At 57.0% G+C, this 26,060-nt stretch carries 29 protein-coding genes and 2 pseudogenes; 8 read left to right on the top strand and 23 right to left on the bottom strand.

Going from position 1 to position 26,060, the window contains the following annotated elements; genetic code table 11:
* On the top strand, window positions 1–754 hold a 754-nt coding region (locus RMO15_RS26475), incomplete at its 5' end, for a 3'-5' exonuclease (protein WP_309719874.1).
* Between the two features lie 164 nt (window positions 755–918).
* Here RMO15_RS26475 and RMO15_RS26470 read toward each other — a convergent pair.
* The gene (locus RMO15_RS26470; RefSeq protein ID WP_309719872.1) at window positions 919–1,227 is read right to left on the bottom strand and encodes a hypothetical protein; all 309 of its coding nucleotides are present in this window, start codon (window positions 1,225–1,227) and stop codon (window positions 919–921) included.
* 259 nt (window positions 1,228–1,486) lie between these two features.
* On the opposite strand from RMO15_RS26470, the gene RMO15_RS26465 reads away from it, so the two are divergent.
* From RMO15_RS26465 to RMO15_RS26455, 3 genes are read left to right on the top strand one after another with little or no spacing between them, the layout of a single operon-like run.
* On the top strand, window positions 1,487–2,305 hold the full coding sequence (locus RMO15_RS26465; RefSeq protein WP_309719870.1) for a DUF1559 domain-containing protein: 819 nt from the start codon (window positions 1,487–1,489) through the stop codon (window positions 2,303–2,305).
* Between the two features lies 1 nt (window position 2,306).
* A complete protein-coding gene (locus tag RMO15_RS26460) occupies window positions 2,307–3,560 on the top strand; it encodes a hypothetical protein (protein WP_309719868.1) in 1,254 nt (417 codons plus the stop codon).
* On the top strand, window positions 3,553–4,155 hold the full coding sequence (locus RMO15_RS26455) for a nitroreductase (protein ID WP_309719866.1): 603 nt from the start codon (window positions 3,553–3,555) through the stop codon (window positions 4,153–4,155). Before RMO15_RS26460 ends, RMO15_RS26455 begins: the two co-directional genes overlap by 8 nt.
* On the opposite strand, the gene RMO15_RS26450 is transcribed toward RMO15_RS26455, so the two are convergent.
* On the bottom strand, window positions 4,152–4,928 hold the full coding sequence (locus RMO15_RS26450) for a protocatechuate 3,4-dioxygenase (RefSeq protein ID WP_309719864.1): 777 nt from the start codon (window positions 4,926–4,928) through the stop codon (window positions 4,152–4,154). The two genes, RMO15_RS26455 and RMO15_RS26450, sit on opposite strands and share 4 nt — an antisense overlap.
* 255 nt (window positions 4,929–5,183) lie before the next feature.
* Between RMO15_RS26450 and RMO15_RS26445 the strand changes: the two genes are divergently transcribed.
* The gene (locus tag RMO15_RS26445; RefSeq protein ID WP_309719862.1) at window positions 5,184–5,984 is read left to right on the top strand and encodes a prepilin-type N-terminal cleavage/methylation domain-containing protein; all 801 of its coding nucleotides are present in this window, start codon (window positions 5,184–5,186) and stop codon (window positions 5,982–5,984) included.
* 13 nt (window positions 5,985–5,997) lie between these two features.
* Here RMO15_RS26445 and RMO15_RS26440 read toward each other — a convergent pair whose 3' ends face one another.
* The 16 genes and pseudogenes from RMO15_RS26440 to RMO15_RS26370 form a co-directional block, all read right to left on the bottom strand.
* Window positions 5,998–7,113 carry a permease gene (locus tag RMO15_RS26440; protein WP_309719859.1) on the bottom strand — a complete coding sequence of 372 codons (1,116 nt, stop codon included), beginning with the start codon at window positions 7,111–7,113 and terminating at the stop codon, window positions 5,998–6,000.
* A gap of 182 nt (window positions 7,114–7,295) precedes the next feature.
* Complete coding sequence (locus tag RMO15_RS26435) at window positions 7,296–8,045, bottom strand: prepilin-type N-terminal cleavage/methylation domain-containing protein (RefSeq protein ID WP_309719857.1); 750 nt, start codon at window positions 8,043–8,045, stop codon at window positions 7,296–7,298.
* A gap of 64 nt (window positions 8,046–8,109) precedes the next feature.
* Window positions 8,110–8,505: a hypothetical protein gene (locus RMO15_RS26430; protein WP_309719854.1), complete on the bottom strand. Its 396-nt coding sequence runs from the start codon at window positions 8,503–8,505 to the stop codon at window positions 8,110–8,112.
* Between the two features lie 4 nt (window positions 8,506–8,509).
* Window positions 8,510–9,811: a PQQ-binding-like beta-propeller repeat protein gene (locus tag RMO15_RS26425; protein ID WP_309719852.1), complete on the bottom strand. Its 1,302-nt coding sequence runs from the start codon at window positions 9,809–9,811 to the stop codon at window positions 8,510–8,512.
* Between the two features lies 1 nt (window position 9,812).
* Window positions 9,813–10,610, bottom strand: a complete 798-nt coding sequence (locus RMO15_RS26420) for a prepilin-type N-terminal cleavage/methylation domain-containing protein (RefSeq protein WP_309719850.1) — start codon at window positions 10,608–10,610, stop codon at window positions 9,813–9,815.
* An 8-nt stretch (window positions 10,611–10,618) separates the two neighbouring features.
* On the bottom strand, window positions 10,619–10,933 hold the full coding sequence (locus RMO15_RS26415) for a hypothetical protein (protein ID WP_309719848.1): 315 nt from the start codon (window positions 10,931–10,933) through the stop codon (window positions 10,619–10,621).
* Window positions 10,921–11,997, bottom strand: coding sequence for an IS4 family transposase (locus RMO15_RS26410; protein ID WP_309719846.1), 1,077 nt, complete (start codon window positions 11,995–11,997; stop codon window positions 10,921–10,923). Before RMO15_RS26410 ends, RMO15_RS26415 begins: the two co-directional genes overlap by 13 nt.
* Before the next feature lie 262 nt (window positions 11,998–12,259).
* Entirely contained in the window at window positions 12,260–13,645 is a 1,386-nt protein-coding gene (locus tag RMO15_RS26405; RefSeq protein WP_309719844.1) for a transposase, read from the bottom strand.
* Window positions 13,646–14,014: 369 nt separating this feature from the next.
* Window positions 14,015–14,872: a hypothetical protein gene (locus RMO15_RS26400; RefSeq protein WP_309719841.1), complete on the bottom strand. Its 858-nt coding sequence runs from the start codon at window positions 14,870–14,872 to the stop codon at window positions 14,015–14,017.
* Window positions 14,873–14,914: 42 nt separating this feature from the next.
* On the bottom strand, window positions 14,915–15,259 hold the full coding sequence (locus RMO15_RS26395; protein ID WP_309719838.1) for a hypothetical protein: 345 nt from the start codon (window positions 15,257–15,259) through the stop codon (window positions 14,915–14,917).
* Window positions 15,260–15,311: 52 nt separating this feature from the next.
* On the bottom strand, window positions 15,312–15,812 hold the full coding sequence (locus tag RMO15_RS26390; RefSeq protein ID WP_309719836.1) for a MerC domain-containing protein: 501 nt from the start codon (window positions 15,810–15,812) through the stop codon (window positions 15,312–15,314).
* 77 nt (window positions 15,813–15,889) lie between these two features.
* Window positions 15,890–16,009, bottom strand: a pseudogene (locus RMO15_RS33475) (ATP-binding cassette domain-containing protein); the annotation flags it as partial.
* Window positions 15,982–16,818 (bottom strand): hypothetical protein, encoded by an 837-nt coding sequence (locus tag RMO15_RS26385; RefSeq protein WP_309719834.1) that lies wholly within the window; start codon window positions 16,816–16,818, stop codon window positions 15,982–15,984. The gene RMO15_RS26385 and the pseudogene RMO15_RS33475, both read right to left, overlap by 28 nt.
* Window positions 16,819–16,832: 14 nt before the next feature.
* Window positions 16,833–17,687, bottom strand: coding sequence for a prepilin-type N-terminal cleavage/methylation domain-containing protein (locus RMO15_RS26380; protein ID WP_309719831.1), 855 nt, complete (start codon window positions 17,685–17,687; stop codon window positions 16,833–16,835).
* A 139-nt stretch (window positions 17,688–17,826) separates the two neighbouring features.
* A complete protein-coding gene (locus RMO15_RS26375; protein ID WP_309719828.1) occupies window positions 17,827–18,939 on the bottom strand; it encodes a HupE/UreJ family protein in 1,113 nt (370 codons plus the stop codon).
* Between the two features lie 13 nt (window positions 18,940–18,952).
* Window positions 18,953–19,633: a type II secretion system protein gene (locus RMO15_RS26370; RefSeq protein ID WP_309719824.1), complete on the bottom strand. Its 681-nt coding sequence runs from the start codon at window positions 19,631–19,633 to the stop codon at window positions 18,953–18,955.
* A 113-nt stretch (window positions 19,634–19,746) separates the two neighbouring features.
* Between RMO15_RS26370 and RMO15_RS26365 the strand changes: the two genes are divergently transcribed.
* The 3 genes and pseudogenes from RMO15_RS26365 (at window position 19,747) to RMO15_RS26355 (ending at window position 21,672) form a co-directional block, all read left to right on the top strand.
* On the top strand, window positions 19,747–20,196 hold the full coding sequence (locus RMO15_RS26365; RefSeq protein ID WP_309719822.1) for a Fur family transcriptional regulator: 450 nt from the start codon (window positions 19,747–19,749) through the stop codon (window positions 20,194–20,196).
* Window positions 20,197–20,202: 6 nt separating this feature from the next.
* A pseudogene (locus RMO15_RS26360) lies at window positions 20,203–20,397 on the top strand (IS3 family transposase); the annotation flags it as partial.
* A gap of 123 nt (window positions 20,398–20,520) precedes the next feature.
* Entirely contained in the window at window positions 20,521–21,672 is a 1,152-nt protein-coding gene (locus RMO15_RS26355; RefSeq protein ID WP_309719820.1) for an MFS transporter, read from the top strand.
* Here the strand turns inward: RMO15_RS26355 and RMO15_RS26350 are convergent.
* The 5 genes from RMO15_RS26350 to RMO15_RS26330 all read right to left on the bottom strand — a co-directional run.
* Complete coding sequence (locus tag RMO15_RS26350; protein ID WP_309719818.1) at window positions 21,669–22,607, bottom strand: DUF1259 domain-containing protein; 939 nt, start codon at window positions 22,605–22,607, stop codon at window positions 21,669–21,671. The genes RMO15_RS26355 and RMO15_RS26350 overlap by 4 nt on opposite strands.
* 60 nt (window positions 22,608–22,667) lie before the next feature.
* Window positions 22,668–23,519, bottom strand: coding sequence for a hypothetical protein (locus tag RMO15_RS26345; RefSeq protein WP_309719816.1), 852 nt, complete (start codon window positions 23,517–23,519; stop codon window positions 22,668–22,670).
* Between the two features lie 6 nt (window positions 23,520–23,525).
* Entirely contained in the window at window positions 23,526–24,722 is a 1,197-nt protein-coding gene (locus RMO15_RS26340) for an MFS transporter (protein ID WP_309719814.1), read from the bottom strand.
* A complete protein-coding gene (locus tag RMO15_RS26335) occupies window positions 24,719–25,447 on the bottom strand; it encodes an MBL fold metallo-hydrolase (protein WP_309719812.1) in 729 nt (242 codons plus the stop codon). Before RMO15_RS26335 ends, RMO15_RS26340 begins: the two co-directional genes overlap by 4 nt.
* Before the next feature lie 2 nt (window positions 25,448–25,449).
* Window positions 25,450–26,060 (bottom strand): metalloregulator ArsR/SmtB family transcription factor (locus tag RMO15_RS26330; RefSeq protein WP_309719809.1); only part of this gene is annotated, 611 nt, incomplete at its 5' end.

Raw genomic sequence — 26,060 nt, 5'->3', positions numbered from 1 at the left:
GCTGCTGCTGGGGCGCTACAAGCACACCCTGCCCAAGCGCGACGTTATAAGGGTCTACCAGGCGCAGTTTCCTGGGCTCGACATTGTAGCGATGACGGCGCATGCCTCCAAGGGGCTGGAGGCGGACTATGTGATCCTGCTGGAGGTAAAGCAAGGGCGGCTTGGGTTCCCCTCGGAAATGCAGGACGACCCGGTCCTGGAGATGGTGCTACCCGAAAGTGAGAGCTTTCCCTTTGCTGAGGAGCGGCGGCTGTTCTATGTGGCTCTGACCCGCGCCCGTGAGCATGTGTACCTGATCCCCGACTTCGCAAGCTACTCTGACTTTGTGCGAGAGATTCGCGAGGAGGATCTCTACGAGAAGGAGATCCTTGGTGAGGTGGCTAGGCTGAGCGATGTCTGCCCACTCTGCAAACGCGGGGAGGTGAAGCAGCGCACGGGGCCTCACGGCACCTTCTACAGCTGCTCCAATTACCCTATCTGCCCCCATAAGGAGCGCACCTGTCCGAGGTGCAAGCAGGGGCGAATGGTATCAGGAGAGGAAGTAAAGCAGACAACTATAAAGCGTGATGTACCGACCAGGCGGTGTGGCTCTTGTGGGTTTCTGGCCCGCCAGTGTCCGCGCTGCGATTCTGGTTGGCTCGTCGAGCGTCTGAGCAAATCAGGGGGTGGAAAGCCATTTTGGGGGTGCTCCAACTATGGATCTGGGGCGGCGTCCTGTGGGCATATGGAGCCAATTCATATCAGTGGCGAGTAGGCTTTCTGCATGACTGAGAAGCCGATCAATGGTCAAACAAATGAACCATTCTTTGGTATTTTTGTGCAAGCCATAAGAGACGAGATCATGATAGTCATCCGCTTGTATAAACGACGGCGAAAAAGTGTCCAGAAAAATGCCTGGTCTACAGTACTTCACTGTCTCTAATCCTCCTCGTCAAGGTCATCGCGCATGGCTGCGATATGAGCTGCATACCGCGTCCGAACACGATGATCGTGCTCCGCGCAGTCGGCACAGCATGCCTCTTGCGAGTCGGCACAGCATGCCTCTTGCGAGTCGGAGCCGCTATGTCCCAGGATTAGCTCTCGCGCCTGCTGGAACTTCTCCAGCATGTCTTGCTCCGCCTCCCACTCCATCAGCCGTTGGCGGGCATTGAGGACGATTTGTGCTTTTTCGTCCTGGTCTATCGGGTTGTCTTCGCTGTCTATCGGGGCAGGATGGCGCTGTTGCATAGGCTCTCAGCCAGCAGTCTACTGGATGGTCGGCTTGCACGGCAAGGAAATTGGCGGTATAAACCGACTGAAGTTATCGGCGACAAAATCTGTCGCCGATTCGGAAGTGTAAACAAAGGCACCCTGGAGGGATCGGACCCCTCCAGGGTGCTGGAGCGGCCCGAAGGCCAGCCCGCAACCTAATGGTATCACAGGGCCGCTCCGCTGATCGGGTGGCAGACAACCCCTCTTGCCACCGCAGAAAATGAGGAGTGGGTCTATGAAGTTACGGGCGTTTACGCTCATTGAGCTACTGGTTGTCATTGCAATTATCGCCATCCTTTCGGCGATTCTCTTTCCCGTCTTTGCTCAAGCACGCGAGAAAGCGAGGCAGACGACCTGCCTCTCCAACCTCAAGCAGCTTGGGCTGGCGCACTTGATGTACGCTCAGGACTACGACGAGACACTGCTTACGGCACAAGTAGACCTATTTCGTTGGCCCCAGCTCCTCGCGCCCTACGTCAAGGCTCGCGGCTTCGTTCTCTGCCCCTCGGCCAGTTACGCCGCTCCGCTGACCGGCACTCTCACGTACGCCGATGTCATTAAAGATCCGGTCGGTCCCAGTGGCTTCAACGACTACTACTACGGGCTCTACCCCAGCTATGGCTACAACTTCGCCTACCTCTCCCCGAGCCCCACTTGCCCCGATGCCTACGACACTCCCAGTGGCAACTGCACCGTGATATCCAGTACAGGAACCACCTACGTCCCTTCACCCGCAGGGATCAACCCTGCAACGGGGCTTGGGCGAGCACTGGCGGGGGTCGAGGCACCTGCCTCCACGGTGCTCATGGCAGATAGCGTCTCCTCTCCCGCGGGTGCGCCCACAAATCTCCAATGGGGCTACTTCCTGGTTCGTCCTCCCCAAGTCTGGGCGCTGACACCACCTACCGCGCTGGATCGCGAGACCTTTGGCCGTGTCCATCCACGCCACCAAGGCAGGGTGAGTGCCGCCTTTGCAGATGGTCATGTCAAAGCGATGTCCATTAACTCCCTGCGCGATGCAAACCTGTGGCGTGCACAAAAGGTAAACCCCTAAGATGAGATCTTTCTTTATTGCTCCAACACTTGCCATAGTCGCGACCCTCGCTGCCCCTCGCACGGCACAAGCCCACTTTGTCTGGGCGACGCTCCAGCCCGATGGCCAGGTGCGTTTTGCCCTGCTCGAAAACCCTGCTGAGGCACCTAACCCCCAGTTCGGTAAGTACGTCGAGGCTCTCCAGACTCCGCTCCCCCTGGGAGCGCTCACTGGGGGAGCCCGCTACGCCAATCGTCCTGCGGGAACGAAGCGGGTCGCGGCGCAGGCGACGGTTGGGGTGAAGAATCGCGAGGGGATGGATTATCTCCTGCTCTACCATCCCAGCGCAGCGGCCAGCCTGGAAGCCGCAAAAGAGAAGGGCGAAGGGAGTGTCGAGCTGCGTGCCCGGCGCGAGGGCGACACGCTTATCGTCCAGGTCTGGCACGATGGCTGGCTGGTTCCGGGAGTTGAGGTCACCGCGCACTGGCCCGGCTCCGAGCTGGCTCCCGCCGCCCCCACGGATCTGAAGGGCGAGGCACGCTTTGCCTGGCCAGGCAAGCTCTCCAGCGGCTTTGTCGGGGTTAGGGCGAAGGTGACTGAAGAGGTTGCAGGAGAGGACGAGGGCAAGAAGTTCACCCAGAAGCACCACTGGGCAACCCTGACGTTTCCCTCAGGCGTGCAAGAAAGCCTTACGCGACGCCTCAGTAGCGCGTTTCGCAAGAACCATGAGATTGTCGCGGGCTCCGCTTTCAATGTCACCCTCTTCCAGGGGCAGCTCACGCGCCCGCAGGCTGAGATCCATCTGCAGCAGCGTGCCTTGATCCATAGCGAGGTGCACCGCATCCTCAACGCCGCTGACCCTGCACTCGGGCTGCCTTACGGTGCCCCGCAGAAAGCGCTCCTTCCGTTGTTGCAGTCCGATCTTGTTGCGATGGGCTCGGGCTGGCCGACAGAGGCGCAAGCGCGGCCCCTCACCAAAGCGTTTTTGGAGGAGATTCGCGCCAGTGAGAAGCAGGGACCATACTTCGCGCTGGGGGTCTTTCATGTCTACTACGGCGGGACGACCAACGGGGGGAGGGCGATTGGTCAGAAGCTAACCCAGACCGTCGGGTTCAGTCCGACCTACTACTCCCAGAGTGGTGGCTATCTGGACTACCTGCGCGAGGTGGACAAGATCGCCGACCCTGCGGCCCAAGCCGAGCTCCTGCACGGTGGTGAGGCGGCCTATCGCTACATCCTGGCCTCCATGAACGAGAAAGTCTTTCAGCATGAGTGAGCTCGACTCCCTTATGCACGCGATCCGGAATCGCCGGAGTATGGGAGTCGCTCGGCTCAAGCCCGATCCCGTCCCCAAAGAGCTCGTTCTCACGGCGCTGGAGGCTGCCAACTGGGCACCAAGCCATGGCGAGACGGAACCCTGGCGCTTCACTGTCTACACGGGTGAGGGGCGGCGTGGTCTGGGAGAGGCTTTCGCAGAAGCCTATCGCCTCGACGCGGAGCGCGAGGGCAGCTTCAAGGAATCGAGTTTTGAGGGACAACGTAAGCGAGTAGAAGCGTCGCCTGTCTGGATCAGCTTGGGATTGGAGCCCGCGCTCCGCCCTGATGGTTCGCTGAAGATGGGGCTAGAGGAAGAAGGATTGGCTCTATCCGGTGCTGTTCAGAACCTCCACCTCGTCGCCAATGCTCAAGGGCTTGCGGGAATGTGGCTCTCCCAAGGGGTGATGGTGCACCCGCACGTCGCGGCATTCGTCGGCCTGGATGCACCACATTCTCGGCTATTTGGCTTCTTCGTTCTCGGGTGGCCCAATATCCCTTGGCCCGAGGGGGAGCGCCGCCCCCTCGAAGAGAAGCTGTGTTGGGTGGAGAGCTAGAATCCGTGTCCTCTCCCCGGTGGCGGGCCACCAAATCCTCCGGGAGGCGGTGGAGGTGGCCCACCACCGGGACGAAACCCACCGCGCTCGCCCTCTTGGGGAGTTGCTCCCAGGACAATATCAAACATTGTCGCGACCTCTCCGATCTTAGAGCCATCAATCGGAGCGAACTCTCTTGCAACCAGTATCTGCTCCTTGATGCTACGAAGCTGCCCGAAGACGTTGTCGCGGGCGTTGCCAGGATGCCCCTTGATGAAGAGCTGCGTGGTGAGAGACTGCTTGCCCTTGACACTCACTCGCATGTGGATGTGCGGAGCCGAGCGGCCCGGATAGACAACCGGCTTGACGGTGCGGAAGCGGTACGTCCCTGTGGAGTCGGTCTCAAAGCGGCCCCAGCCCTGGAAGTTCTTGTCCTCGTAGCCGGTGCTCCCTTGGGCCAGATAGACTCCGTTGCTATCGGTCTGCCAGATCTCGATGGTGGCGTCCTTGATGGGATTGCCCTTGGCATCCAGAATGCGCCCGCTGAGCTGGGTAATCGTCCCGATTGCAGGAGTGAGGCTCTTGCCGACGATCACCAAGTCATTGTCTTTGTCCAGAGGGAGACGGTTGTAAGGATAGAAGGGGCCTTCCGTCATCCAAGGGGTGCGCTGAAGCTCATCGGCGAAGGCTTGTGCATTCAGGCTGGAGACGAAAAGCCCGGAAGCGAGCTGCTGTAAAAAGCGTCGTCGGTTCGGGTTTTGTACATCGCTATTTGTGTTTTCAGTGGTTCTCATGCTCCCAGTTTAGGAGGGCATCCTGAAGCAATTGTGAACCCCTTTGAAAGAGAAAACGAAACTTGGAGCTATTGGCAAAGCACATAGAGAGATGATAGAATTCCTCATCAAAGAATTAACCTTGGTTAATTTATGTGCCGAAAAGAACCCCCTGATGCGGGAACATCAGAGGGTTTGGACTTGGGTTGGTACCCGTGTACATCTGGATTGTACCACCCCGCTCTAAAGGGCACTATCACAAAAGGGGTACTCTCTATGGCTTTTTCACAGCGCTCGGGCTTTACGCTCATCGAGCTTCTTGTTGTTATTGCAATAATCGCCATCCTTGCGGCGATTCTCTTTCCTGTCTTCGCACAGGCACGGGCCAAGGCCCGTCAGATTACAGCGATCTCCAATCTCAAGCAGGTCGGCAATGCGGTTTTGATGTATCTCCAGGACTATGACGAAACCTTTCCCATGACGATGGAGACGATTTCATCGGGAAAACCCGACACGGTGAGCTACTGGGCTACCCAGAACTACCAAGGAGCGCTCAACCCGTACATCAAGATGGGACGGGGTGTAGAGAAGAAAGAGAGTGTCTGGTTCGACCCTGGCGATCCCGATAAATCCCAGTCCACGATGTGGGGTTCGTTCACCGACAATGGCCTCATCACCGGTGTACCACGCTCACTTGCTTCTATAAACGAACCTGCCGGGACAGTCTATGCAACCCTGCGAGGTGACAAGTGGGCGCAACTTGTCGGTGTCAGCATTCCCTCGCCACTTCCTTCCGCAAGCGATCCCTTCTGGCAGTCTGAGTACTTTGATATGTGCCTTGACCCTTGGGACGAGTCCGCTGCAAGCACGTCAAGCTACCACTGGTCAAAGGGCAATGCGCTTCCTCCGTGCTCGCTCTTTCCCACAGCGTCACCTTGTGGGACATGGGATCTGCAGATTGCCAAGCGGCGGTATGGGAACATGACCCTAGTCTCGTACTGCGATGGTCATGTCAAGGCAACTCCGTTCGAGCGAACCTTTCGCGATGTTGCTAACAACGAGTGGGATATCAACTAGTCCCCTCCAAGTTTTACGAGAAGATAAGACCAAGCCCCCAGCCGATGAGAACGAAGAACCCGAAGAGGATCACGGCGAGGGGCTTGGAGACCTCGCGCCAGAGGTAGATGCTAGGCAGGATGCTGTAGACCCCGAGTGTCATCAGAAACATCATCACGTAGCCGCTGTCTACCCCCTGCCGCTGTAGCTGATTAGCAAACATCACGTCGAGCGCGATGGGCACCGGCATCAGGGTGGCAAGCCGGCTCATCAGGAGCATGGTGAGCGGGCTCGTATTGGCAAGAAGCGTGGGCCAGGGAACGAGCACTAGTAGCACAGAGGAAACGAGGCTTGCCAGCACCATTGTGGTGACTGTGGGCTTGAAGAGTCCCCATACGTGCTTGCCAAAGTCCGTGAAGACCTCCTTGGCAACAGGCCCGAGCTTCTCGGTGCACTCCGTGTCAAGGGTAAAGTCCCAGGTCTCATTGATTCCCGTCAGCTTGCTGGGACTCTCCAGCGCCGTGCCTTGGCGCTTCTCCAGCCAGCCGATAACGCCTGGGACGAGTACGCAGATTGTGAAGAGCAGTATGGCGTACTTGGTGATCCCCATTGCCAGCGGTAGCGCGGTGAAGGTCATGAACATCACCACGGGATTGAAGTTGGGGGAGGAGAAGAGAAAGCCCAGCGCGACTTCGATGCGGCCCTTTCCCCTCGTGATGCCACAGGCGGCAGGTACAGCACAGTTAGCACAAACTCCCATCGGTGCCCCGATGAGTGCTCCTTTGAGAGAGTTGAGGTAGAGGTTCTTGCCGATCTTGAGGGGGAAGTAGCGCAGGGTGGTGTGGAGCAATGCGCCAAAGAGAATCCCAAAGCTCATCCCGATCTTCATGCCATCGAGCCAGTTGAGCGCACCGATAAGGATCTGCTCCCAGGCGGGCGCGGTGGCGGACACGGCGAAAGTCGCCTTGCCATAGGCCATGGTGGCAACGTCTTTGTTGACGTGTGCAGCTTTCTGGAGAAGCTGCGGGTAGCGCGAGGTGAACCAGAAAAGGCAGAGCAGCAGGGCCGCCATGCCGATCAGCAGAACGGGGCGGTAGTGGCAGCGAATCTGGAAACGGCTGCGTTTGGAGGAAAGAGCGACGGTACTCACACTCATAGCCTTCCTTCTCATAGCCTTCCTTGGTATCAGGCTGGCACGAGGCAAACCATAGAAAACGTCTGAAGGCAGGGGGGATGAGCGAGCAGGGATAGGGAAAATTGGCAACGAGGTCTTTTAGCCTAAGCCCTCCTCCGTACTTCGGAAAGCACGGAGGAGGGCTTATACGGCAGGGTCTACTTCCAGTAGGTTCTCTTGTAATGATCCGCCGCACCTTGGTTAGGGATGTACCAGTCGCGCCCGGTGGCCGGGCTGTAGGTCTGCTCGAACTTGTGCCACTTGGCGTGACCATCCACAAAAGTGTAGTTTGCGCCGCCTTGATAGCGGCGTTTCTCCACCTCCGTCTCCGAATTGATGCTGACGCAGCTCGCGGTGGGAAAGCCTTCCCAGCACATTGGGTGTGCATGATCTCCCGCCCTCGTTGCCCCTGGTTTACTCTCCTTGTACTCCACCACATAGATGCACTCGGAGGGTTTCTCGATACTGGCGAGCTGCCAGCCGGTTCCTGCCGCTGTATTGTTGAGATACGCATTGGTGACGTAGCTCGATAAGCGCGGCGTCTTGCCAGGTGCAAGCGCCGTGAGATCAATTTTCTCGGGCCAGTTGTCGCTGGCGTCGTCGGGGAGGCGGCGCATGGGCTTGGACTTGATGTAGGGCTGAACCGCGTCCATCCAGCTCGGGTCGGGATCACCGTACTTCCAGCCGACGGGGCGGGCGTGGGAGTTGAGCGGCAGGCTCTCGTCGTTGTCCTGAATGTACATCTGAATGGCAATGCCAAACTGCCGCGAGTTGCTGAGTGAGTTGATGGCTCGCGCCTTGGCCCGCGCCTGTGCGAAGACAGGAAACAAAATGGCAGCGAGAATCGCGATGATCGCGATGACGACGAGAAGCTCGATAAGCGTAAACGCGCTTTTGTTGCGTTGCATAAGAAAACAAAACCTTTCTGTAAAATCTCTCTTTTAGTTTTAAGGGAGCGAGTGACGCGAGTCTTTACAGGGAGGTTCTAGGCGGGGGCGCTTCTTGCTCTGAAGAGGCCACGAGCGGGAGTGTCGGTGTCGGCCAGCCCTGCGTGCTTGCGCAGGCCACGAGGGGAAGCGCCAACACGTTCACAGAAGGCGTTGCTAGGAGCGGCGGCAGGGCCGCGACACCACTGACAGTCTGCGTTGCATCACAATTTGCCGAGAGTATTTCGGCAGTCTCCGGGGTGCAGCAACATTTTTTGTCGCCGCCCTTGCAGAGCACGCACCGGCAGGCGGCGTGCAGTGTTGGCTGAGCAGTGTTCCATTTTGGCTGAGGCGTGCGCGAAATCAGGCCCGCTCCGAAGAAAGTCCAGAGCAGGCACATAAGTATTCCTAAACGTAGGGGCGAGCGCGTCATGAGCTGCATGAACTTATACCCGAAGACAGAACAAATGCGAGCCGAGGCGAATTACAAGCTGGCCTTCGAGAGCCGCGTAGCCGTAGAGAATCGGGTCGAGCGAGTCTGGACTGCTGGCGCGTGCGGCTCCGGCGTTGGCGGGGTTGTTGGGCGTGGTGGCGAACGGCTCTTTCGTTTTGGGCGGGTTCTGCGTGTCCCAGAGCGCGTTGCTCACCACTTTCTCAAAGACCGGCCCGGCTTTAATCACCGTGGTGATGCCGTTCTTGCCAAAGAAGTAGACGTGCTCCCCGATTGCCAGAGGCGAGGCCCAGCAGGGGCTGTCAATGCGCTCGGAGTAGAGGGCATTGCCGGTTTTGGCGTCCACGCAGAAGACGATTCCCGCCGCTGTGACATAGTAGACCAGGCCACGGTAGGACAGTGGACTGGCAAAGTCGCACGTCGCTTTCTTGCCCTCCCAGAGCACTTCCGCGCCGGGCTTGCCGTCTTTTGTGGTGAGCTTAATGCAGCAGTTAGACTCCGCCGCCGTCCGGCTACCGGGTCGGGCGAGGCGAGCCTGCGCGGGGGTTGCGCCCACGAAAACCAGGTCACCGTCCACGCTCACCGAGGGCATGATGTTTCCCGTGATACGATCCACCGACCAGAGCAGAGCGCCGTCTTTGGTGTCAAAGCCTTCCACAAAGCCATTGGCGCTGACGATGAGAATCTCCTTTTCTCCCTGCTTTGTGACCACGGGCGATGTCCACGACTTGCGCGGCTCGCGGGCCACTTTCCAGCGGTTCTTGCCCGTCTTTTTATCCACCGCCAGTAAATAAGCCACTCCCGGATCGTCCACCAGAACAAAAATCGTGTCGGCGTTTTGTGCCAGCGACTGCCCGATACCAAACTCATTGGTGAGCGTGCCGTACTCTTTGACCAGCGAGCGGCTCCAGAGTGGCTTGCCCGCGTGATCGAGGCCGACCAGCTCGCCGCTCTCAAAGAAGGCGTAGATGGCCTTGCTGTCCACCACGGGCGTGGGGGCAGCGCGGCTGACGTAGTAGCTCATCTCGTGGAGCAGGCTGGAGGCAAAAGAGCGGCTCCAGAGCAGCTTGCCGCTCTTCAGCTCGCAGGAATGCACCAGGCAGCGCTCCCGCATCGGGCCTTGCACCGCTGTGACAAAGACTTTGCCGTTCCAGACCACCGGCGACGACTGGCCGTAGCCGGGCAGCTCGGTTTTCCAGGCAATCCCTTGCGTGGGTGACCAGCGGAGCGGAAGGCGTTTGAGGCTCGCCTCCCCACTGCCGCCGCCGTTGCGAAACGCAGTCCAGGTAGCTTGCATCTTATGGAGTTCCCTTTCCGTTGTAGAGCGCGTCGTTGATCGCCGCGCCCTGCGTCACGAAGCCCAGGTTGGCATTCTTAATCGCGGCGGCGTTGGCGATGTTGGTCGGGGTCTGCACGGAAAACGCTTTCGCGTGGCCGTCGGCGAAGGCCACGTTGGCTTTCATGTTATGGCGGGCGTGGGCGGTCGGAGTGGCTCCGGCGCGGCTGGAGGGCGGCCAGGCCCAGGGGTGCAGGGTCGGGCGACTCTCCACCGTGTTCCACAGAGCGCTATTCTGAAAAACAATCGTATCGGCGGGCACCTCAACGGAGGCAAGCGCCGCCGGGTTCTGCGTCCAGCCGGGCATCGGGCCACCAGGGTGCGCGAACGTGCCATAGCCCCCGAGGTAGCAGACATTGTAGGCGTAGTGGATCGGTCCCCAGACTGGGCTGACCGGCATTCCACTAGCTGCTGGATCGCCCAAAATCGAGGCGTTCTTGAGGTAGGGGTAGATGAGGCCATTGCGTGGCCCCAGATCGGGAGCGGAGTCAAACGCCGCTCCAGTGCGCGTGGCCGTGTACCAGTAGACATTGTAGCCAGGTGCCCACGGCCCCTGCAGCCCGGTGGGCAGCACCGTTTCGTCGTAGTCCTGTGCGTACATCAGCCAGCCTAGAGCGAGCTGCTTGAGATTGGACAGATCGGCTGTCTGTCGGGCCTTGACACGGGCTTGCGCGAAGACGGGAAAGAGAATCGCGGCGAGAATCGCGATGATAGCGATCACGACGAGAAGTTCGATTAAAGTAAATGCTGATTTTTTCATGTTTTGCTCTATTTCTTGTGATTCTCTATTTTTTCAAGATCATGGATGTCCTTATCAAGTGCCTCGATCTGTGTCTCCAAAAGATGCATCTGTTTATCAAGGCTGGCTAATTCTGAAATCCGCTGTTTCGCATTTTTCTTGTGATATGCCCGGTCAAAGACATGAAAATCATAGTCTATTTTATGGAACTTGACATCGATCGCGTGGTACGCCGTATCTGCCGGTGTGGATTTCCCCGCCTTCTTTTTTTGGTCATAGGCTTTGTCTATTGCGTGGAAAGCAGCACTGTGCGTGACAAACAGTTTGCCTGTTAAGTTTTGCATGGAGTAAGAACCTGGAGAAATTGCTGGAGTTGACGCTCTGTTGGTGGCCCCACCAGATAAAGAGCGACTCGATGAGCTATCTGCAAACCACGACGAGCCACGCTTCGGCGCAACCGACCAGTGGATTGACAGATCACTTCCGCTACGGACTGGCCCAAGTGAACACAGACTACATAGGCCAAACTCAGCAAACCAAACAGACGACACAAACGCACAGGCTCAACCACACGAGTTTCTTCTAGGTGGAAACCACGACCTTTCAAAGCCTGAAACAAGCACTCGATGCTCCAACGATTTCGATAGTCTTCCATCAAATTGCCCGCTTGACTGCTGGCGATAATGAGAAAATCTCCGTCAAAATGGGGCTTACCCCCCAGATAAACCCAAGTCCCCCAGAGCAGAAATTGACCTTTACGACATTTATACGAACGAGTAAATAAGTTAGCAACTTTAAAAACTCTCCCCCGACGATCTGTCACTTGATCTGTTTTTCGCAAACGAAGTCGGTACGAAATTTTTCGCTTATCCAGCCATTGGATCCAGTCTGCTCCGATAAACTCCCTGTCTCCTGTCACATAATTAATTTTTCTCGCTCCGAACAAATCCAAAAATTGCTGAATCAGCTCGATTCTCTGAGCAGTATCGCTAGCTCCATCACGTTCCAGATTCATCCAGAGCAAAGGAATCGCGACTCCGTTATAGAGAACTGCAAGCACCAGGAGATTGATCGGAGATTTTCCCCAGAACCAGTTCGTGCGATCCATAACAAGAATCCAGGAGGAGATAGGCAAAAACTTAGCGATCAAAGTGGCGAAGGATTCTGGAGTGACTCGGATGTCCTCCAAGAACCTTTGAATTCTCTTTCGGTTAGATTCCTCGGTGGCTGTGGGGGACAAAACGGTTGCTATCCAGGCGAGACTGACGGTTCTTTCTGCCAGCATCGCCACCAGAAACAGGACGATAAACTGGCAATGCGGTGCCAATTCCCCTATAATTTCTCGCATCAGCCTTTGGATTTTAGGCAGGTAATCGTCTTGATTCTGAAGGCCGTTCGGCTCGGTCATGGTCTTTCCTTTCGGTGTAAGCGACCTCAAGATAGTCCATTTTGGCCGAGCCGTCATCCTGTAAAAACTGCCCGCGTAAATCTAACAGGCAAACTGTTTGTCACGCACAGTGGGAAAGCAGACTCCAGACGGTGGAATTTCTTCTCCATCAGATGAAAAGCTTTGTCCAAAGCGGCGATAGTCGCAGCGCTGGGCTTCTTATGAAAAGCCTTATCTGCTCGGTGAAAATCAGCGTCGTCTTTATGCTTTAGTTTCCGCTAAATCATGCACTCAGTAGCACTCCTTGCCCGAGTTTCACAGCCTTCTGACGACGGTGACCCTCGACACCGGTTTTCAAATGGGAAGTCATACTGGCCTTTTTTCGAAGTTGTTCGCCCACCACGGGCAACTCCGAGAAATCAAGACGATTCAGCACACGACGAAGACGACCACACGTAGCGCGGTACATACGATCCCAGAAACCTGTCGCGACAGCAGAGCTAGTAGCAGCAACGTAGGATAGTACATTACCACAGAGCAAAGCCAACTCAGGAAGGCGAAGACGACTCTCTTCACCAAAGACAAACGCTTGACTACAGCCAAGCATCGGCTTGGCAACCAAAGGAAGGTGCTCCACAGCCCACCGATCTCGATAAAGACGCCATACCACCTCAGCCGTCACTGCAAAATTATCGGCAGTCACTTCAAGATTGGTCGCCAGAAGCCAAGGCTCTTTGTAACGAGGGTCAAACACCGCAACAACATTCACCGTCTGAGCACCGACTTTATCCTCGGATAAGACGACATCGTGCCAGACCTCAGCACGAAGACGAATCCCCTCGTCCTCCCATCCAAAAGTGGCATCACAAGCCGTTGCTTCAAGCAACTTGCCAGCATGTGTGCGAGCAAGAGGGCGGACGATTTCACCGTACTCAGAATGTCGTCCGCACCCTTTGTATTGAGGCAGAAAATTGCGGCGCATCGTGGCATTCTTTGCCAAACGAATCACAAATCGAGGTGTTTTGGCACGCACTTCAGCAAGCGAAAATCCAGCATCAAAGACGGCCACTTCCTCCGGAGTGAGTGTTTTTCCGGCCTGTTCGATGAGTCGGGTTTGGACATCGGCTTCCCGAGTGTCGCCTTGCTCCCAACGTACGAGCAGTCGAGGCAGAGCAAAACGGCGCTTCGCACCTGGGACTTCGACGATGCCTGGGACTTCGACGATGGATGGATCCACTAGGGAACTCGCGCCTTCCTCCTGGTAATTCCCTATGCTACCCACTGCTACGGCAATGCCAACGATAATAGCGGGTAAGGCTTTGCCTGCCTCAGCCACGAAGTGTTTGGCAGGATTTCCTTTCAATTGCGGTCGCCTAAAACCTGTGAGGTCACAAGGCACAGGGCGGTAACCTCCATGACAATGGGGCGTAAAAAACCCTTCCTTCTGGACGATTTTTTGCCAATTGTCGAGCAAATCTTGCGTTTTCCATCGCCCTTTTCGCAAGGCTGCGCTTGAGCGACGAACCGCATCGGCTTGAAGTCCCAGGTTGTCCAGGGCAGGAAAGACGGCTCCTCTTGATTCGAGAAATCTGCCTGAGACGAGTGCGAACTGGAGTTGAAATAAGCCCAGGTTTGTTCCTAGCGGAACCCCTTTGAGGGTCTTTTCCAAGAGGTTACAAATACGATAAACTGGCTGTGACATCGGGTTTCTTTCGGTGCGTTTTAGTTTTCCGACTCAACTCTACCTGAGAGTAAGCCCGATGTCACGACTGCAAATCCGATCTTGTAGAGAAGCAGCGGGCGACCCGATTTTAGCGGAAACTAAAGTTATGAAGGGTTTTGTCTTCTTTATGCAATTTCTTATCTGCCGACGACTGGGCGAGAGCGATATTATTAGACAAAGAGATTACACTAGCGAACAGAGCCGCTAGAAAGAGTTGATTGGATTTCAAGATAGGTTCCTTATTCTGAAAGTGGAGTTGTGACGAAATGACAGAGTGATTTCCTTATGCACGGCGCATAGTTTTTTTGCGCTTGCTCATAGCTTAATGTAGCTTTCGGGGGCTTTGATGGTGGCTGGTTTTTCTTTGGCTCGCTTGATGAACTCCTCAATGCAGGGCGGGCAGCAGAAAAGATAGGTCTTGCCGCCAACGATCCAGGCGAACTTGGGATTGGCTGTGGTATCGGTAATGGGGCAGATACGCTCGCCGGGCTTGGGATGGGCGTTATGTTGCGACATCTGGCTGCCGTATTTCTGGGTCGCTGTCTGTCGTCCATTGGCTGCGATGTCAGCCTCGGTGTAGAGTCCACCGGGCGTTAGAAAGAGCTTCCTGGCTTCGTCGGTGCCCACGGCTTGCGGCATGGACGCATCGGGGAGTTGCGCTCCTGGAATAAGATGCTCTGGTCGCCACTGGAGCCTGTAGGTGCGGTTCTCGATAGGGAGGGTAAGGCAGAGCCCTATCTGCATCATCTCGACACTTCGTCCAAGTTTCCCAATGAAGCGAGAGGTCATCCCAGCAGGGTCGGTGGAAATCGGTCGCGCCGTGAGCGTCACCGGCTCGCTTCCCTCGCCGGAGATAACTGCTGCTGCCTCCATCCCTAGATCTGGGGTGCTGACTGGAATTGGAAAGAGCTGCTTCTCTTTTGCTCCATAGATGTAGAGCACAAGCGTACCCTGACGACTGAGCTGAGCCTCGACATGAAAGTCTCCTGCCGCTTGGACATTGGCAGAATGAAGGACGGTCTCGGAATGATTGCTGACTTGCCCCGCTGGGGAGACTGAGTCTCCTGACTGTGAACGCTGCGCCTCTTTACCTGCCCACTGCATCAGCAGACCGCCTAGAACGACGATTCCGATGGCGAGAGGCCAGAGAGGTGCGCTGTGTGAAGAACGCATGGAAAAACCTCACTTGCTAGAAGAAAGAACTGAAACGATGAGTTAGCAAGCGAAGGCGGGAGGTGCTCGGAGGCTGTCAAAACGCTGGGGCGCAAGACGCAAGCACTCGACTCCAGCAAGAAGCTCACAAACCAACAAAGGCTGCGTGAGGGGTTCGCTAAGAAGCCGTTCGGCGATCGGCAATGTGACAGGAAGAGCCGCGAGGGCACAGAGAGGACACGGCTCTGCCGGAGCACTCAAACGCACCGAGTCGTGCTTTTGTACCGCTGCGATTGCCTGTGCATGAAAGGCGTGATGAAAGATTTCTACGGGGCCGTTAAGTAGCGCCAGCACCACGCCTAGAAAAAGCGCGAGGCGTCGGAGCGAGTGACGGGTAGATCGTAACATCAGGTTCTTGCAATTTTACATCAATTGCAAGCATACTGCAATTGATGTAGGTTTATTCTTTGGGAAACTTTAGGGGATCAGAAAAATTAGCCCACTCGCTCGGCTCCCGAGCGAGTTCGTCGTCGGTGAGCAGTGTGGTGTTCAAAGCACCGCGAAGCTCAGCCTCAGAGATACGCTGTTGGTTTAGATAGTGGGCCATCGCTACAATGATGCCACCCGCTACAACAAGTATTACCCCCGAGCTTCTCCCTGCTGCTTCAGCCAAGCGCCCCGAGGTCAGTAGTGCCAGTCCAAGAGCCAAGACCACTAGAGGCCGTTTTTGTTGATGGCATTGGTATCCCCGCATCAGAGAGCCCGTCCCGAGTCCTGCTGCGGTTCCAACAAGAATCCATTCTAGACGCTCGTCTTTTAGAAACCCGAGTCCTAGAAGTGGCAAGAGGCCGACTGCAAGTGGCATCAGCGCACAGTGAGCCGCACAGGCGAGCGAGGCCGTCATTCCAAGACGATCCAGCTTATCGGAAGGAGAGAAAGAGATTCCATGCGACCCGGGCATAGAGGAAGGTATCATATGAAACTCATTAATGTAAATAATTTGCAAATATAAAAACAGATATTTTGATTCGCGCAGCCCCCCAGAATCGCCTTGATCGTTGAGGACTTCCCCGTGCCATTTGGCCCGAGAAACCCGACAACTTCCCCAGGCGCTACTGAGCGGGAGAGATTCAGAAACTCGCATTTTCGGGGGCACACTCACCTTTTTCATTAGTGAACCAGTCCCGGAGCAGGGCGACAATACCGAGCCTGCCAGGGCCTACGAACTTCTCGCGACGCTTTTTATACTCCGTGAGAATGCGCATGGCCTTTGCTTTGAGCTGGCGATCTCCCTCGGTTTCGGGTGCACCTTTGGGGACAGCGTAGACAAAGCTGCCGCTCTCACGGCCAAACGTCGGGATCTGGCGAAAGTCGCGTGGTGTGATCTTTTTTGTGATGGCATACTCTTCCTGTCCCACAACAAAGAAGTCCACAGCGGACTTAGGGTAGCCATAGAGATAGCCCAGCCCACGATTGCGCGGGGCACCCTCAAGATGCTCGACGATCAGCGCGGTTCCCAGTGGGTCGGCATGGGAAGTGATTCCTAGTGGGGCGAAATAGTCTGCATAGGTACGAGCCGTCTGGCTCACCGCTGGGCGATAGAAAACCGCCCCCTCAGCATAGCGCTTGCCGTCGCTTGGCGTGTGGAACGTGAGCAAGTTGCAGCGCAGGTTCTCACCACATCGCAAGGCGGAGAGCACTTGGCGCAGCTCATCAAGTTTCGCCGTGTCAGGCTTGTCTATCGAGAAATAGAGGCTGACGAAGCCGCTGGACATTGGCTTCACCCCACCTACCACAGTGTAGAGTCCCTCCGAGTCCATGAGTTTGAGGAGCGCTTCCTCAGCCTTAGGGCGCAGTGCAGCGGGCAAGCGCTCAATGGGGAAACACTCTGAGGGGTAGAGTGCTTGCCCCCAGGCGGATGGGAGCGTCAAGAACAGAGCTGCTAGGAGCAAAAAGAGCCATCTCATAGGCCGCTTGCCTTTCACAGGCCCGTTGCCTTATCGAGCGCAAAGAAGCGGTTGTAGGCAAGCAAGTTCGGATCGCTTGCCGTGATCGTTGCCGGAAGTGTAACCGGCGAGAGTTCCCCGACATTTTTGGCGCGGCGATTGTCGTTGATGGGCGCGGAGCCTGCGGGACGGAACTGGGGACGTGCGACGGCGACGTGTCCATCAGCCCAGAGCACGCACGATGTATTACCTGAGTGCCGTCCGTGTACCCGAGGGGCGAGGCTACTCGTCATGCCACCGTTGTCTACGACGTTTCCAGCGGAGTTTCGCGTCCAGTTGGGTGCGATGAAAAAGGACTTGGTAAGATTTGCGGGGTTAAATGCATTGACCGCATCTAGCATCAGCATCGTGCTGGCAGGCTCTTGGATAGCAGCTAGGCTGACCGTTGTGGGATTCGCTATCGTTGGCTGTACAAAGGCTAGCTGGTTCGTGCCGTAGGCGGGTACGAGGTTGCCATTGACCCAGTTGAAGGGAGTCGGGATGTCTTTCCCCACGGGGCAGTCCTGGATCTGGACATTCTTCAGGTAGGGCTGGAGCAGCCCTACCTCGCGGCGATAGGTCAGTGGGCTCGTCGGGAGCGTCACGCCATGCCACCAGACGGTTCCCCCGCCCACGCGTGGGAGCAGATAGGGCACCATCGTCTCGTCGTAGTCCTGCGCATACATCAGCACCGCAAGGCCAATTTGCTTCAAGTTTGAAAGATTACTGGCCTGGCGAGCCTTTGCCCGCGCTTGTGCAAAGACGGGAAACAGGATGGCGGCAAGAATGGCGATAATGGCAATAACTACCAGTAGCTCGATCAGCGTAAACGCTTTTCGTAAGACTTTCATGGATGTCCTCTCTCAAAAAAACGTCCCGGCAGGAGGTTGAAAAATGCCGGGACGAGTGGGTCTCTGTCGCGTTTCCCACTAGAAATCGTTCACAGATAGAGTTTATCGCAACTAAAAATCTTTCGCAATTAAATTGCATTTATGTATTGAAGAGCCGCTGAAACATCCAGACCAGCCCCGCTCCGGCGATCAGGCCCGAGAGCATGAGCTGGATACTCTTCCAAGTAAGGCTGGAGCTGCGCCGCTTCTCGGTGTCTTTTCTCCAGAGCAGCAGCAGCGGGAAGACCGCGCAGCAAATCAGCACCTGAGCCGTCTCCACCCCGAGATTAAACGAGAGCAGGCTCCATATCAGTGCACCACCCTCCGGGAGGCCCATGTCTTTGAGGTTTCCCGCGAAGGCGAAGCCATGGATAAAGCCAAAGCACGTTGCCACCCAGAAGCGCTTGTTAAAGGCGCTGTCCTTGCGTAGGCCAATCACGTTCTCGATGCCCACAAAGACTATCGAAAGCGCTACCACCACATCCACAAGGCGGGCGGGGAAGCTCAGGATTCCCAGCGTGGTCAGGATCAAGGTTACAGAGTGCGCGATAGTGAAACCCGTCAGGGTCTTGATAATGGACTTAAAGTTAGGAGTGGCCAGCAGAAAGGCAAAGATAAAGAGCAGGTGGTCGGGGCCGGTAAAGATATGCTCCATCCCAGAGAGCAGAAACTGCTGGATATTGCGCAGCAAGTTGGTAGTCATATCCGACGGGTTGATGCTCGCCTGGCTCCCTGCCTTGAGCCGCTGGGTAGTCCCTGCGGCCACGACCATCGTCTCCGCATTGGGCAGGTAGTCAAAGAGCGTGTTGGTGATCTCGAGCACCTGAGTTTGACCTCCGATCCGTGCGTAGCGCATCGAGAGGGTGAAGCGGGAGCGAGTCACGTCTAGGCTGTTGTCGTAGCGGACTTGAGTGAGCTCACCGGGCCAAGGCTGAGCATTTTGCTCCAACTTGAAACCGCCATTGATATAGCCTTCCAGCTTTTTCTGGAAATCGGCAGGAAACGTCCCATCGGGGTTGCGCCGCTCATCTCCCAAAGTGACGCCTGGAATCTGAGTGATGTCCTGAACATTGCCTACAAACTCGATGTAGAGAAACTTCTCCTGTGGCCGTAGCTTGGCGACCACCGCCTCGACCTGCATGGGATGGGCAAGTACAGGAGCAGCTACGGCTAGGAACAGACAAAAGAGCCAAAGAAAACGAAATGATTTCAAATGAGGATTCCTTTCAAAAAGTGACCCGGAGGGTGTCATGTTCTTGGCGCACCTGCTCCTCAAGCTGGCCTGGGGAAAAGTGCTGGAGGTGTCCATCGGCGCAGATTGCCAGAACACCACCCGGATGCCGTCTCAGCGCCAGGTCGCTCTGAAGCATTTCAAGGAGCCGCTTCGGGTGGCGCTGCCAAGCGCGATTGTGGATGTGATCTCCCCAGGTGTCCGTACCACTTAGGCCGCTCTGCTCGATAAGTAGAAGGGTTCGAGTAGGCTGGTTTAGCTGATCCAGCCGGGGCGGAGCAATATAGGCAACTCCCTGGCTTGTCCCCGCTTCATGAGATTTAGGAAGCTCGCTCAGCAGGTTTTCATTCCAGGCGTAGCTTGTGCCGCCTTGTGTAAGCCGCACCGAAGCCAAGGGATCGCCAGGGCAGATTCGTAGTACGGGGGTAACACCGTAGGCTTGTAGAGTAATCCCCCAAGCATGAACAGGGCCAGAGTGACTCGTCAAAGGAAGTGCTTCATCATGATCCGCCGCGTACTGAAGCGCAGCTCTTCCGAGCTGATAGAGGTTACTGGAGCAAGTCACTTGCCGCGCTCGTGCCTGCGCTTGTGATAGTGCTGGCAAAGCAATTGCGGCAAGTATCGTCAGGATCGCGAGACTTACCAGGAGTTCCATCAGGCTGAAGGCTCGCTTCATCTCCACCTCATTTGGGGGGATGCTACCGCAATAAATATATAATTGCAATTAAATTGTAATAGTGTTATGAAGTCAATATAAGTCTTTTAGAGTGATACAATTTGTCAACGTATATGACCAAGGATGAGCGACTTCGGTGGTTCGAGGCCACCCTTGAGCAGGCAGGAATGCGACGAACGCTCCCACGCCGGGTTCTCTTGCGCCTTATCGCTGCCAGTGAGCGCCCGCTCTCCGCCCAGGATATCTACGAGCAGACTGCCGAAGAAATCAACCTGGTCACGATCTACCGCACCCTCAACGAGCTCACACGGTTAGAGTTGCTAATTCGCACGGAGTTTGGTGAGGGCTTCTATCGCTACGAGCCTGCACCTGGCCCTAGCGACACCGAACATCATCACCATGTTGTCTGTGATAATTGTGGTACCATCGCTGACTTCGAGGGTTGCATGGTAGATGCTATGCTGGAACAAACGCACCTACCTGACAACTTCCAGGTTGACAGCCATACACTTACCTTACACGGAACCTGCGGTCGTTGCCTGGCACAAACGGCGACAAAGTAATTTTGCATCCTACTTGCGCGTGAAGGCTGGAAAGTCAATCATAGACGTGTCTATCGTCTCTACAAGCAAGAGGGTTTAAAGACTGAAAAAAAGAAGAGGGCAGCCCATCCTCGTGCTGTCTGCCCGGAGGCAACTGCTCCCAACTACCGGTGGAGCATCGATTTCGCGTCGGATCGGCTTGCTGATGGCCGGGCATTCCGGGCGGGTCACCCTCTAAAAACTAACTCTGTCACTGGACCTGTTTTGGAGGTACAGCGACTTTTCTTGATAAGCTCGTCACCCCCGCGCTATACTTCCGCACTGGAGATGAAATAAGAAAGCAGAATGAGCAAGGTCTTGTTGGCGCTCTACGCGGCTATCTTTCTAGATCTCGTCGGCTTTGGGATGATGTTCCCGGATGTCCAGCTTCGCGCTGAGGCATTGGGTGCGCGTGGCTGGCTCATCGGGCTGATTCTGGCAAGCTACTACATCGTCCAGACGATCGCCTCCCCGCGCTGGGGAGCGCTCAGCGACCGGCTTGGGCGCAAGCCCGCCCTCATCGCCTGTGGCACGATCTCCGCCCTCTCGATGGTGGTCTACGCTCTGGGTAACAATGTCTGGTGGATGCTCGCTAGTCGTGCCGTGGCAGGACTCGGTGCGGCCAACGTCGTTATCGCGCAGGCCATCGCCTCAGACCAGACCGAGGGGGAAGCCCGCTCGATAGCACAAGGGCGAATCTCCGCCGCGATCTCAGCGGGGCTGGTGCTCGGCCCCGCGCTCGGGGGTGTCCTAGGGCACTTTGGCGATAGTCGGCTCATGGGTCTTGTCGCGGCGTGTTTCTCGCTGGTGGGGACGCTCTGGATCGCCTTCGTTTTGCCGAAAACGCCCTCGACCAAGGCCGAAAAGTCGGACGAGACATCTAAAGACGCGCTCCCTTGGGACGGGATTCTGCCACTGCTGCTCGTCGCCTCGCTGGGCTGGCTTGCACTGGCGTTTCTGGAGGGAACCTTCGGTCGTCTGTTGGAGCGCACACTGGGGCTGGGGCGATTGGAGTTTGGGCTGATCCTAGCGCTTGATGGAATCGCGGCGGTGCTCCAAGGGGCATTCTTCCCCGTGCTCGTGAAGCGCAACTCCCCACAGAAGCTCCTACGCATCGCGTTTTTGCTGCAAGCAGTCGGGCTGGCAAGTATTCCCTTTGCGCATCACCTCTGGCTGCTCATTTCCCTCAACGCCCTCTTTGGGATTGGGGTGGGACTTGCCAGCCCTACGATAAACGCGCTTGCCAGTCAGCTCGCCGCGCCAGAGCGTCAGGGCATTGTCTTTGGGCGGCTCCAATCCGCCCGTTCTGTGGGGTTTCTCTTTGGCCCCATTATCGGTGGAGCCCTCTTCGATCTGGGCTACAGCCTGCCGTACCTACTCGCGGGAGGACTTGCGCTCTTTGCCGCCGCTATCGGCTACGACGCAAGCCGTGGGCGTCGTAGCCTGACACCGACTTAGTTGTGCCTCATCGGCATACCACCGGGCTTCTTACCCAGAACATCGAGCGCCGCCTTAAAGCCAACCGCGAGTTTCATCGCTGGGCCGGTACCGTAGTAGTGCAGGAAGATCATGCGGGGATTCTCAAAGAGCATGTGATGGTGTAGTGCCACGACCTCCAGCCCAGCCTTTCGTAAAATGGGGATCACGACATTAACTTCACGCTCCAGCATCGCGATGTCACCGGCGATGTGGGCTTGCTCCATGTTGCCCGCAAAAGCTGCCCAGGAATTAAGGCCGATGGCCGCCGTCATCTCGACATTCATATCCATCACGGTCAGGTCTGCCCGGCCCACAGTGTACTTGATCGTTGTGCCGTTGGGAGTTGCTTTGTAGCCAACCACGGCATCAAGCGCGGGGATCTCAAATGCGGGAGTGGGCGGTGTCGCGCTGGGGTTTGGCTTTGGCTGGTTCGCTGGGTGGAGTGGTGAGGGCTGGATCGCGGCCATGTAGCGCTTTGCCAACTCGCCCGCATCACTGCCCATACCGTGGAGGTGCATGTAGAAGATGCGCGGCTCCTCGTAGAAGAAGTGGTTGTGCAGAGCCGCGATCTCAAGGCCGTTGGCAATCGCGGCATCCATGACTCCCGCGACCTCGTGTTGCTGAAGAACCGTGTCGCTCATCACCATGATCTGCTTGCCGTCTTTGGTGCGCTTAAAGCTGGCCCAGCCACCGAAGCCAAAGGGAATCGGAACAGGCTCGCCTTTGATGGCGACTTTCAGGTCGTTTCTGGGCAGCGGAACCGTGTAGAGCGCCTCATTGTCAACGCTTCTCCCCTTCTTGCCAAAAGCCGCTTCGATAGCGGCGATCTCCTCTGGGGTGAGCGCCTTGGGAGGCTTGGCAAGTGCAGCAGCGGGGTAGGCTGCAAGTCCCAGGCCGAGGGTGGCGCTCGTCAAAATATCTCGTCGGGATAAGGGGCTGTTTTTTGGGGACAGGGGCATGGTTCTTTTCTTTCTTTACTTTTGTAGGCTCTGACTAAATGCTGCTTTGATTGCGTCTGGTGTGCTTGCACTCGCTTGCCAGACACGTCCGATTGCCGCAACGACTTGTAAAGAGTCTTGCATTCCGTCAGCATCGCCTTTCTCAAAGTCGCCCTCGATGCTCGCCATCTGGTTGGTGACATGCGCGACGCAGACAACCGATTTTTGCCGAGCCTGTGCGAAGGCGTAGAGCGCTGCCGCTTCCATCTCGACCGCGAGAATACCCGCTCGGCGGTGATGGTCAATTGCCGCCTGGCTCTCTCGAAACGGAGCATCCGTCGTCCAGGTCGCACCACAGAGTATCGAAGCTGCGCCACAGAGTACCCCATCAAGGTGATTTTTGGTCTCCTCAAGAACCGGCAGTAAGCCTGCTGGAATGTGGCTGTACTCTGTAGGTGACAGGTAGTGATAGCTCGTCCCTTCGTCTCTAAGTGCCTTCTCGATTAGGATGAAGTAGGGCGGTTCTTGAACGGGTGCTATCTGCCCGGATGAGGTGACGCTGATAAGCAGCTCACAGCCCGAAGCGAATAGCTCCTCAGCCACCAAGACCGCAAACGACGCCCCAACCGCGCAGCCCACAACTCCGATCTCGATTCCTTCCCATGTAAAGCGATGAAGGTCCGTGTGGTAGCAAGCCCAGAACGGGCAGCGTGTAGAGAGTCCCCGGATAGCAAGTTGGCGCACGATATCGCCGTCTGGGTCGAGCAGGCAGACAGCGGGAACGGGGTGCTCCTCAAGGCGCTTCTGCCGCCTGGCTTCACGGAGGAGCCCATCGGCGGTGAAGACAGAAGGAGCATCAGGGTCTTTGTTTTCAAGGATCGGAATCATTAAAAGTTACTTTCTCATCAAGCGGAGGGCGAGGAGGCCAGAGAAAACCGTTAGGGTGGCGACGGCTCCAATGGCAGGTGCGAAGCCCAAGAGGTCAGCGATGATGCTTGAGAGTAGCGCCCCGACCGCGTAGCCCATGTCGCGCCAGAAGCGATAGACACCCAGCGCACGTGCTCGCCAGTCGGGCTCAGAAGCGTCGCTCACCACGGCGATCAGCGCCGGGTAGACGAGCGCCGTTCCCAGCCCGAGCAGTACCGTTGCCACGAGCCAGAGCGAGAAGGAGGTGCCGAGCAGTGTCATCCCGAGAGCAATTCCCTGGAGCACCATCCCCGACCCGATGAGCAAACGGCGAGCGATGATGTCGGAGAGTGGCCCGGTGGCGATCTGCGCCAGCCCCCAGACGGCGGGGTAGACGAACTTCAAAACGCCGATGTGGGCCACATCCAGCCCCCCTGCCGCGAAGTAGAGCGGGAAGAGTCCCCAGCTCATGCCATCGTTGAGGTTATTGACCAGTCCCGCCTGACTCGCTCCCAGAAGCCGCCGATCCTTCCAGCTCACGCGGGAGAAGATTTCCCTAAAGGGAACGGTGGTTGTGGCTCCCTTGGTGACAAGGTCACTTGTATCGCGAACGAAGAGGACAGAGAGAGCGAGTCCTAGAATCGCGTAGCCGATGCCTAGGTAGAAAGGAACCGGGCGCAGTCCGTAGACACTCGCCAGGTAGCCAGTCACCAGTGCGGTGACACCCACGGCCAGATAGCCCGCGAACTCGTTGAGCCCGACTGCAAGGCCGCGCTGCTTCGGCCCCACGAGGTCTATCTTCATCACCACAGCCATCGACCATGCGAGTCCTTGGTTGATCCCCAGCAGGACATTGGCAAACGCAATCCACTGCCACGAGGGGGCGAAGATGAGAAGAAAGGGAACGGGAAGCCCAAAGAGCCAGCCCAGCACCAGAATCTTCTTGCGCCCGAATCGGTCTGCTAGTGCCCCGGAGAGCAGGTTCACCAGGGCTTTGGTGATGCCAAAGCTGACAATGAAGCTGGTGATGGCACTATTGAGTACGAGGTGGAAGACCTGCGTGCCGAGCAGCGGCACCACGGTTCGCTCCAGCCCGACCATGCCCCCGACAAAGGCGTTGATGAGCATGAGCAGCAGGAACTGCCCCAAGTTCTCGCGCAACCCAACGGTGCGTATAGGTTTCATCGTCCCAGATTCTTGTTGCGTGTCTCTTCGGCTTTTGGCGGGCGTGGGGGGATGTCGGCGAGCATGAAGCGCACGAACGCCTCTTCATCCTCTATGGCAAAAGCTGCGTTGAAGCGCCGCTCAAACCCGATGGTGGAGGTTGGCTTGCCCGAGAGCGCTCGTCCGCAGACGGAGCCTGCAAAAGCTCCGGGAAGCACCTCGATGTGGTCTGGCAGAGCTTTGAGCCGCTGTGCACTGTGAAAGAGTGCTCGTGCGCCTTCCTCCGGTGAGCCTGCCAGCTCGGTTCTTCCCAGATCCCTCACCATGAGGGTGTGACCCGTCAAGACGAACCAGGGCTCCTCGGCGCGGCGTTTGTCGGTGACGAGGAGGGAGATATGCTCTGGGGTACGCCCTGGCGTGTGGAGCACCTGGACGAGGACATTGCCAAGCTCAAGCGTATCTCCATCACGGACGGGGTGATGTGGGTAGTCTGGTGAAGCGCTCTCATGGAGGACATAGGCTGCCCCTGTTGCCTCCGCGAGCTGTCGTCCCCCGGAGAAATGATCTGCATGAGCGTGTGTGTCCACGACGTAGGCGATGCGCATCCCGAGCGACTCAGCGGTATCTTGGTAACGCTGGATGTCTTCTACAGGATCGACGACGGCGCAGATTCCCTGGCCGCCACAGCCGAGGATGTAAGAGGCAGCGACAGTCGGCTCGGTGTCGAGAAAATGGCGAAGGATCACGGCTATGCTACTTTCTTCTCAGTAGGAAGCCCCTGCGCCATCCAGTCGGGTAGCCCTACGTCTAGGCGCTTGGCATCGAAGCCTTTAGCCTTTAGTAGGCGGACGGCATCGTCAGCGAAGACACAGTATGGCCCTCGGCAGTACGCCACGATAGAAGCGCCCGGTGCCAGCTCCCCAAGCCGTGCTTCTAATTCCTCAATGGGAAGAGAACGTGCCCCCGCGATATGGGCAGTGGTGTACTCGGACTCGGGGCGAACGTCCAGAACCGTGATGTCTTCCTGGGCAAGTCTTCGGGCAAGCTCCTCACTGCCGATGGCTTCTAGCTCCGCGCGATCCGTGAGATACGTTGCTACGACACGCTCCACCTCGGCGAGCCTTCCTTCCGCAAGCTCACGAATCGCCTGCCAGAGCCTAAACACGGCGGGATCGGAGAGGCGGTAATAGATGTGTGTCCCTTGCCGCCGAATGCTGACGAGCTGTGCGCGGCGCAGCACCTGGAGATGCTGGGAGGCATTGGCGATGGGAATGCAAATCGCGCTTGCCACGGCCTCGACAGGCTTCTCCTCTTGAGAGAGCAGCTCTAGGATTTCGAGTCGCTGGGGCGCGGCGAGTG

Origin of the sequence: Armatimonas sp. (assembly GCF_031410135.1) — a bacterium.
In the GTDB taxonomy this organism is placed as follows: Bacteria; Armatimonadota; Armatimonadia; order Armatimonadales; family Armatimonadaceae; genus Armatimonas.
This window is presented reverse-complemented; position numbering and strand designations above follow the sequence as displayed.

What these genes read in the sequence shown, in the direction of transcription:
- RMO15_RS26470 (WP_309719872.1), bottom strand. Translation starts at nt 1,227, where the DNA reads ATGCAACAGCGCCATCCTGCCCCGATAGACAGCGAAGACAACCCGATA.
- RMO15_RS26465 (WP_309719870.1), top strand. Translation starts at nt 1,487, where the DNA reads ATGAAGTTACGGGCGTTTACGCTCATTGAGCTACTGGTTGTCATTGCA.
- RMO15_RS26460 (WP_309719868.1), top strand. Translation starts at nt 2,307, where the DNA reads ATGAGATCTTTCTTTATTGCTCCAACACTTGCCATAGTCGCGACCCTC.
- RMO15_RS26455 (WP_309719866.1), top strand. Translation starts at nt 3,553, where the DNA reads ATGAGTGAGCTCGACTCCCTTATGCACGCGATCCGGAATCGCCGGAGT.
- RMO15_RS26450 (WP_309719864.1), bottom strand. Translation starts at nt 4,928, where the DNA reads ATGAGAACCACTGAAAACACAAATAGCGATGTACAAAACCCGAACCGA.
- RMO15_RS26445 (WP_309719862.1), top strand. Translation starts at nt 5,184, where the DNA reads ATGGCTTTTTCACAGCGCTCGGGCTTTACGCTCATCGAGCTTCTTGTT.
- RMO15_RS26435 (WP_309719857.1), bottom strand. Translation starts at nt 8,045, where the DNA reads ATGCAACGCAACAAAAGCGCGTTTACGCTTATCGAGCTTCTCGTCGTC.
- RMO15_RS26430 (WP_309719854.1), bottom strand. Translation starts at nt 8,505, where the DNA reads ATGCAGCTCATGACGCGCTCGCCCCTACGTTTAGGAATACTTATGTGC.
- RMO15_RS26425 (WP_309719852.1), bottom strand. Translation starts at nt 9,811, where the DNA reads ATGCAAGCTACCTGGACTGCGTTTCGCAACGGCGGCGGCAGTGGGGAG.
- RMO15_RS26420 (WP_309719850.1), bottom strand. Translation starts at nt 10,610, where the DNA reads ATGAAAAAATCAGCATTTACTTTAATCGAACTTCTCGTCGTGATCGCT.
- RMO15_RS26415 (WP_309719848.1), bottom strand. Translation starts at nt 10,933, where the DNA reads ATGCAAAACTTAACAGGCAAACTGTTTGTCACGCACAGTGCTGCTTTC.
- RMO15_RS26410 (WP_309719846.1), bottom strand. Translation starts at nt 11,997, where the DNA reads ATGACCGAGCCGAACGGCCTTCAGAATCAAGACGATTACCTGCCTAAA.
- RMO15_RS26400 (WP_309719841.1), bottom strand. Translation starts at nt 14,872, where the DNA reads ATGCGTTCTTCACACAGCGCACCTCTCTGGCCTCTCGCCATCGGAATC.
- RMO15_RS26395 (WP_309719838.1), bottom strand. Translation starts at nt 15,259, where the DNA reads ATGTTACGATCTACCCGTCACTCGCTCCGACGCCTCGCGCTTTTTCTA.
- RMO15_RS26390 (WP_309719836.1), bottom strand. Translation starts at nt 15,812, where the DNA reads ATGCCCGGGTCGCATGGAATCTCTTTCTCTCCTTCCGATAAGCTGGAT.
- RMO15_RS26385 (WP_309719834.1), bottom strand. Translation starts at nt 16,818, where the DNA reads ATGAGATGGCTCTTTTTGCTCCTAGCAGCTCTGTTCTTGACGCTCCCA.
- RMO15_RS26380 (WP_309719831.1), bottom strand. Translation starts at nt 17,687, where the DNA reads ATGAAAGTCTTACGAAAAGCGTTTACGCTGATCGAGCTACTGGTAGTT.
- RMO15_RS26370 (WP_309719824.1), bottom strand. Translation starts at nt 19,633, where the DNA reads ATGAAGCGAGCCTTCAGCCTGATGGAACTCCTGGTAAGTCTCGCGATC.
- RMO15_RS26365 (WP_309719822.1), top strand. Translation starts at nt 19,747, where the DNA reads ATGACCAAGGATGAGCGACTTCGGTGGTTCGAGGCCACCCTTGAGCAG.
- RMO15_RS26355 (WP_309719820.1), top strand. Translation starts at nt 20,521, where the DNA reads ATGAGCAAGGTCTTGTTGGCGCTCTACGCGGCTATCTTTCTAGATCTC.
- RMO15_RS26345 (WP_309719816.1), bottom strand. Translation starts at nt 23,519, where the DNA reads ATGATTCCGATCCTTGAAAACAAAGACCCTGATGCTCCTTCTGTCTTC.
- RMO15_RS26340 (WP_309719814.1), bottom strand. Translation starts at nt 24,722, where the DNA reads ATGAAACCTATACGCACCGTTGGGTTGCGCGAGAACTTGGGGCAGTTC.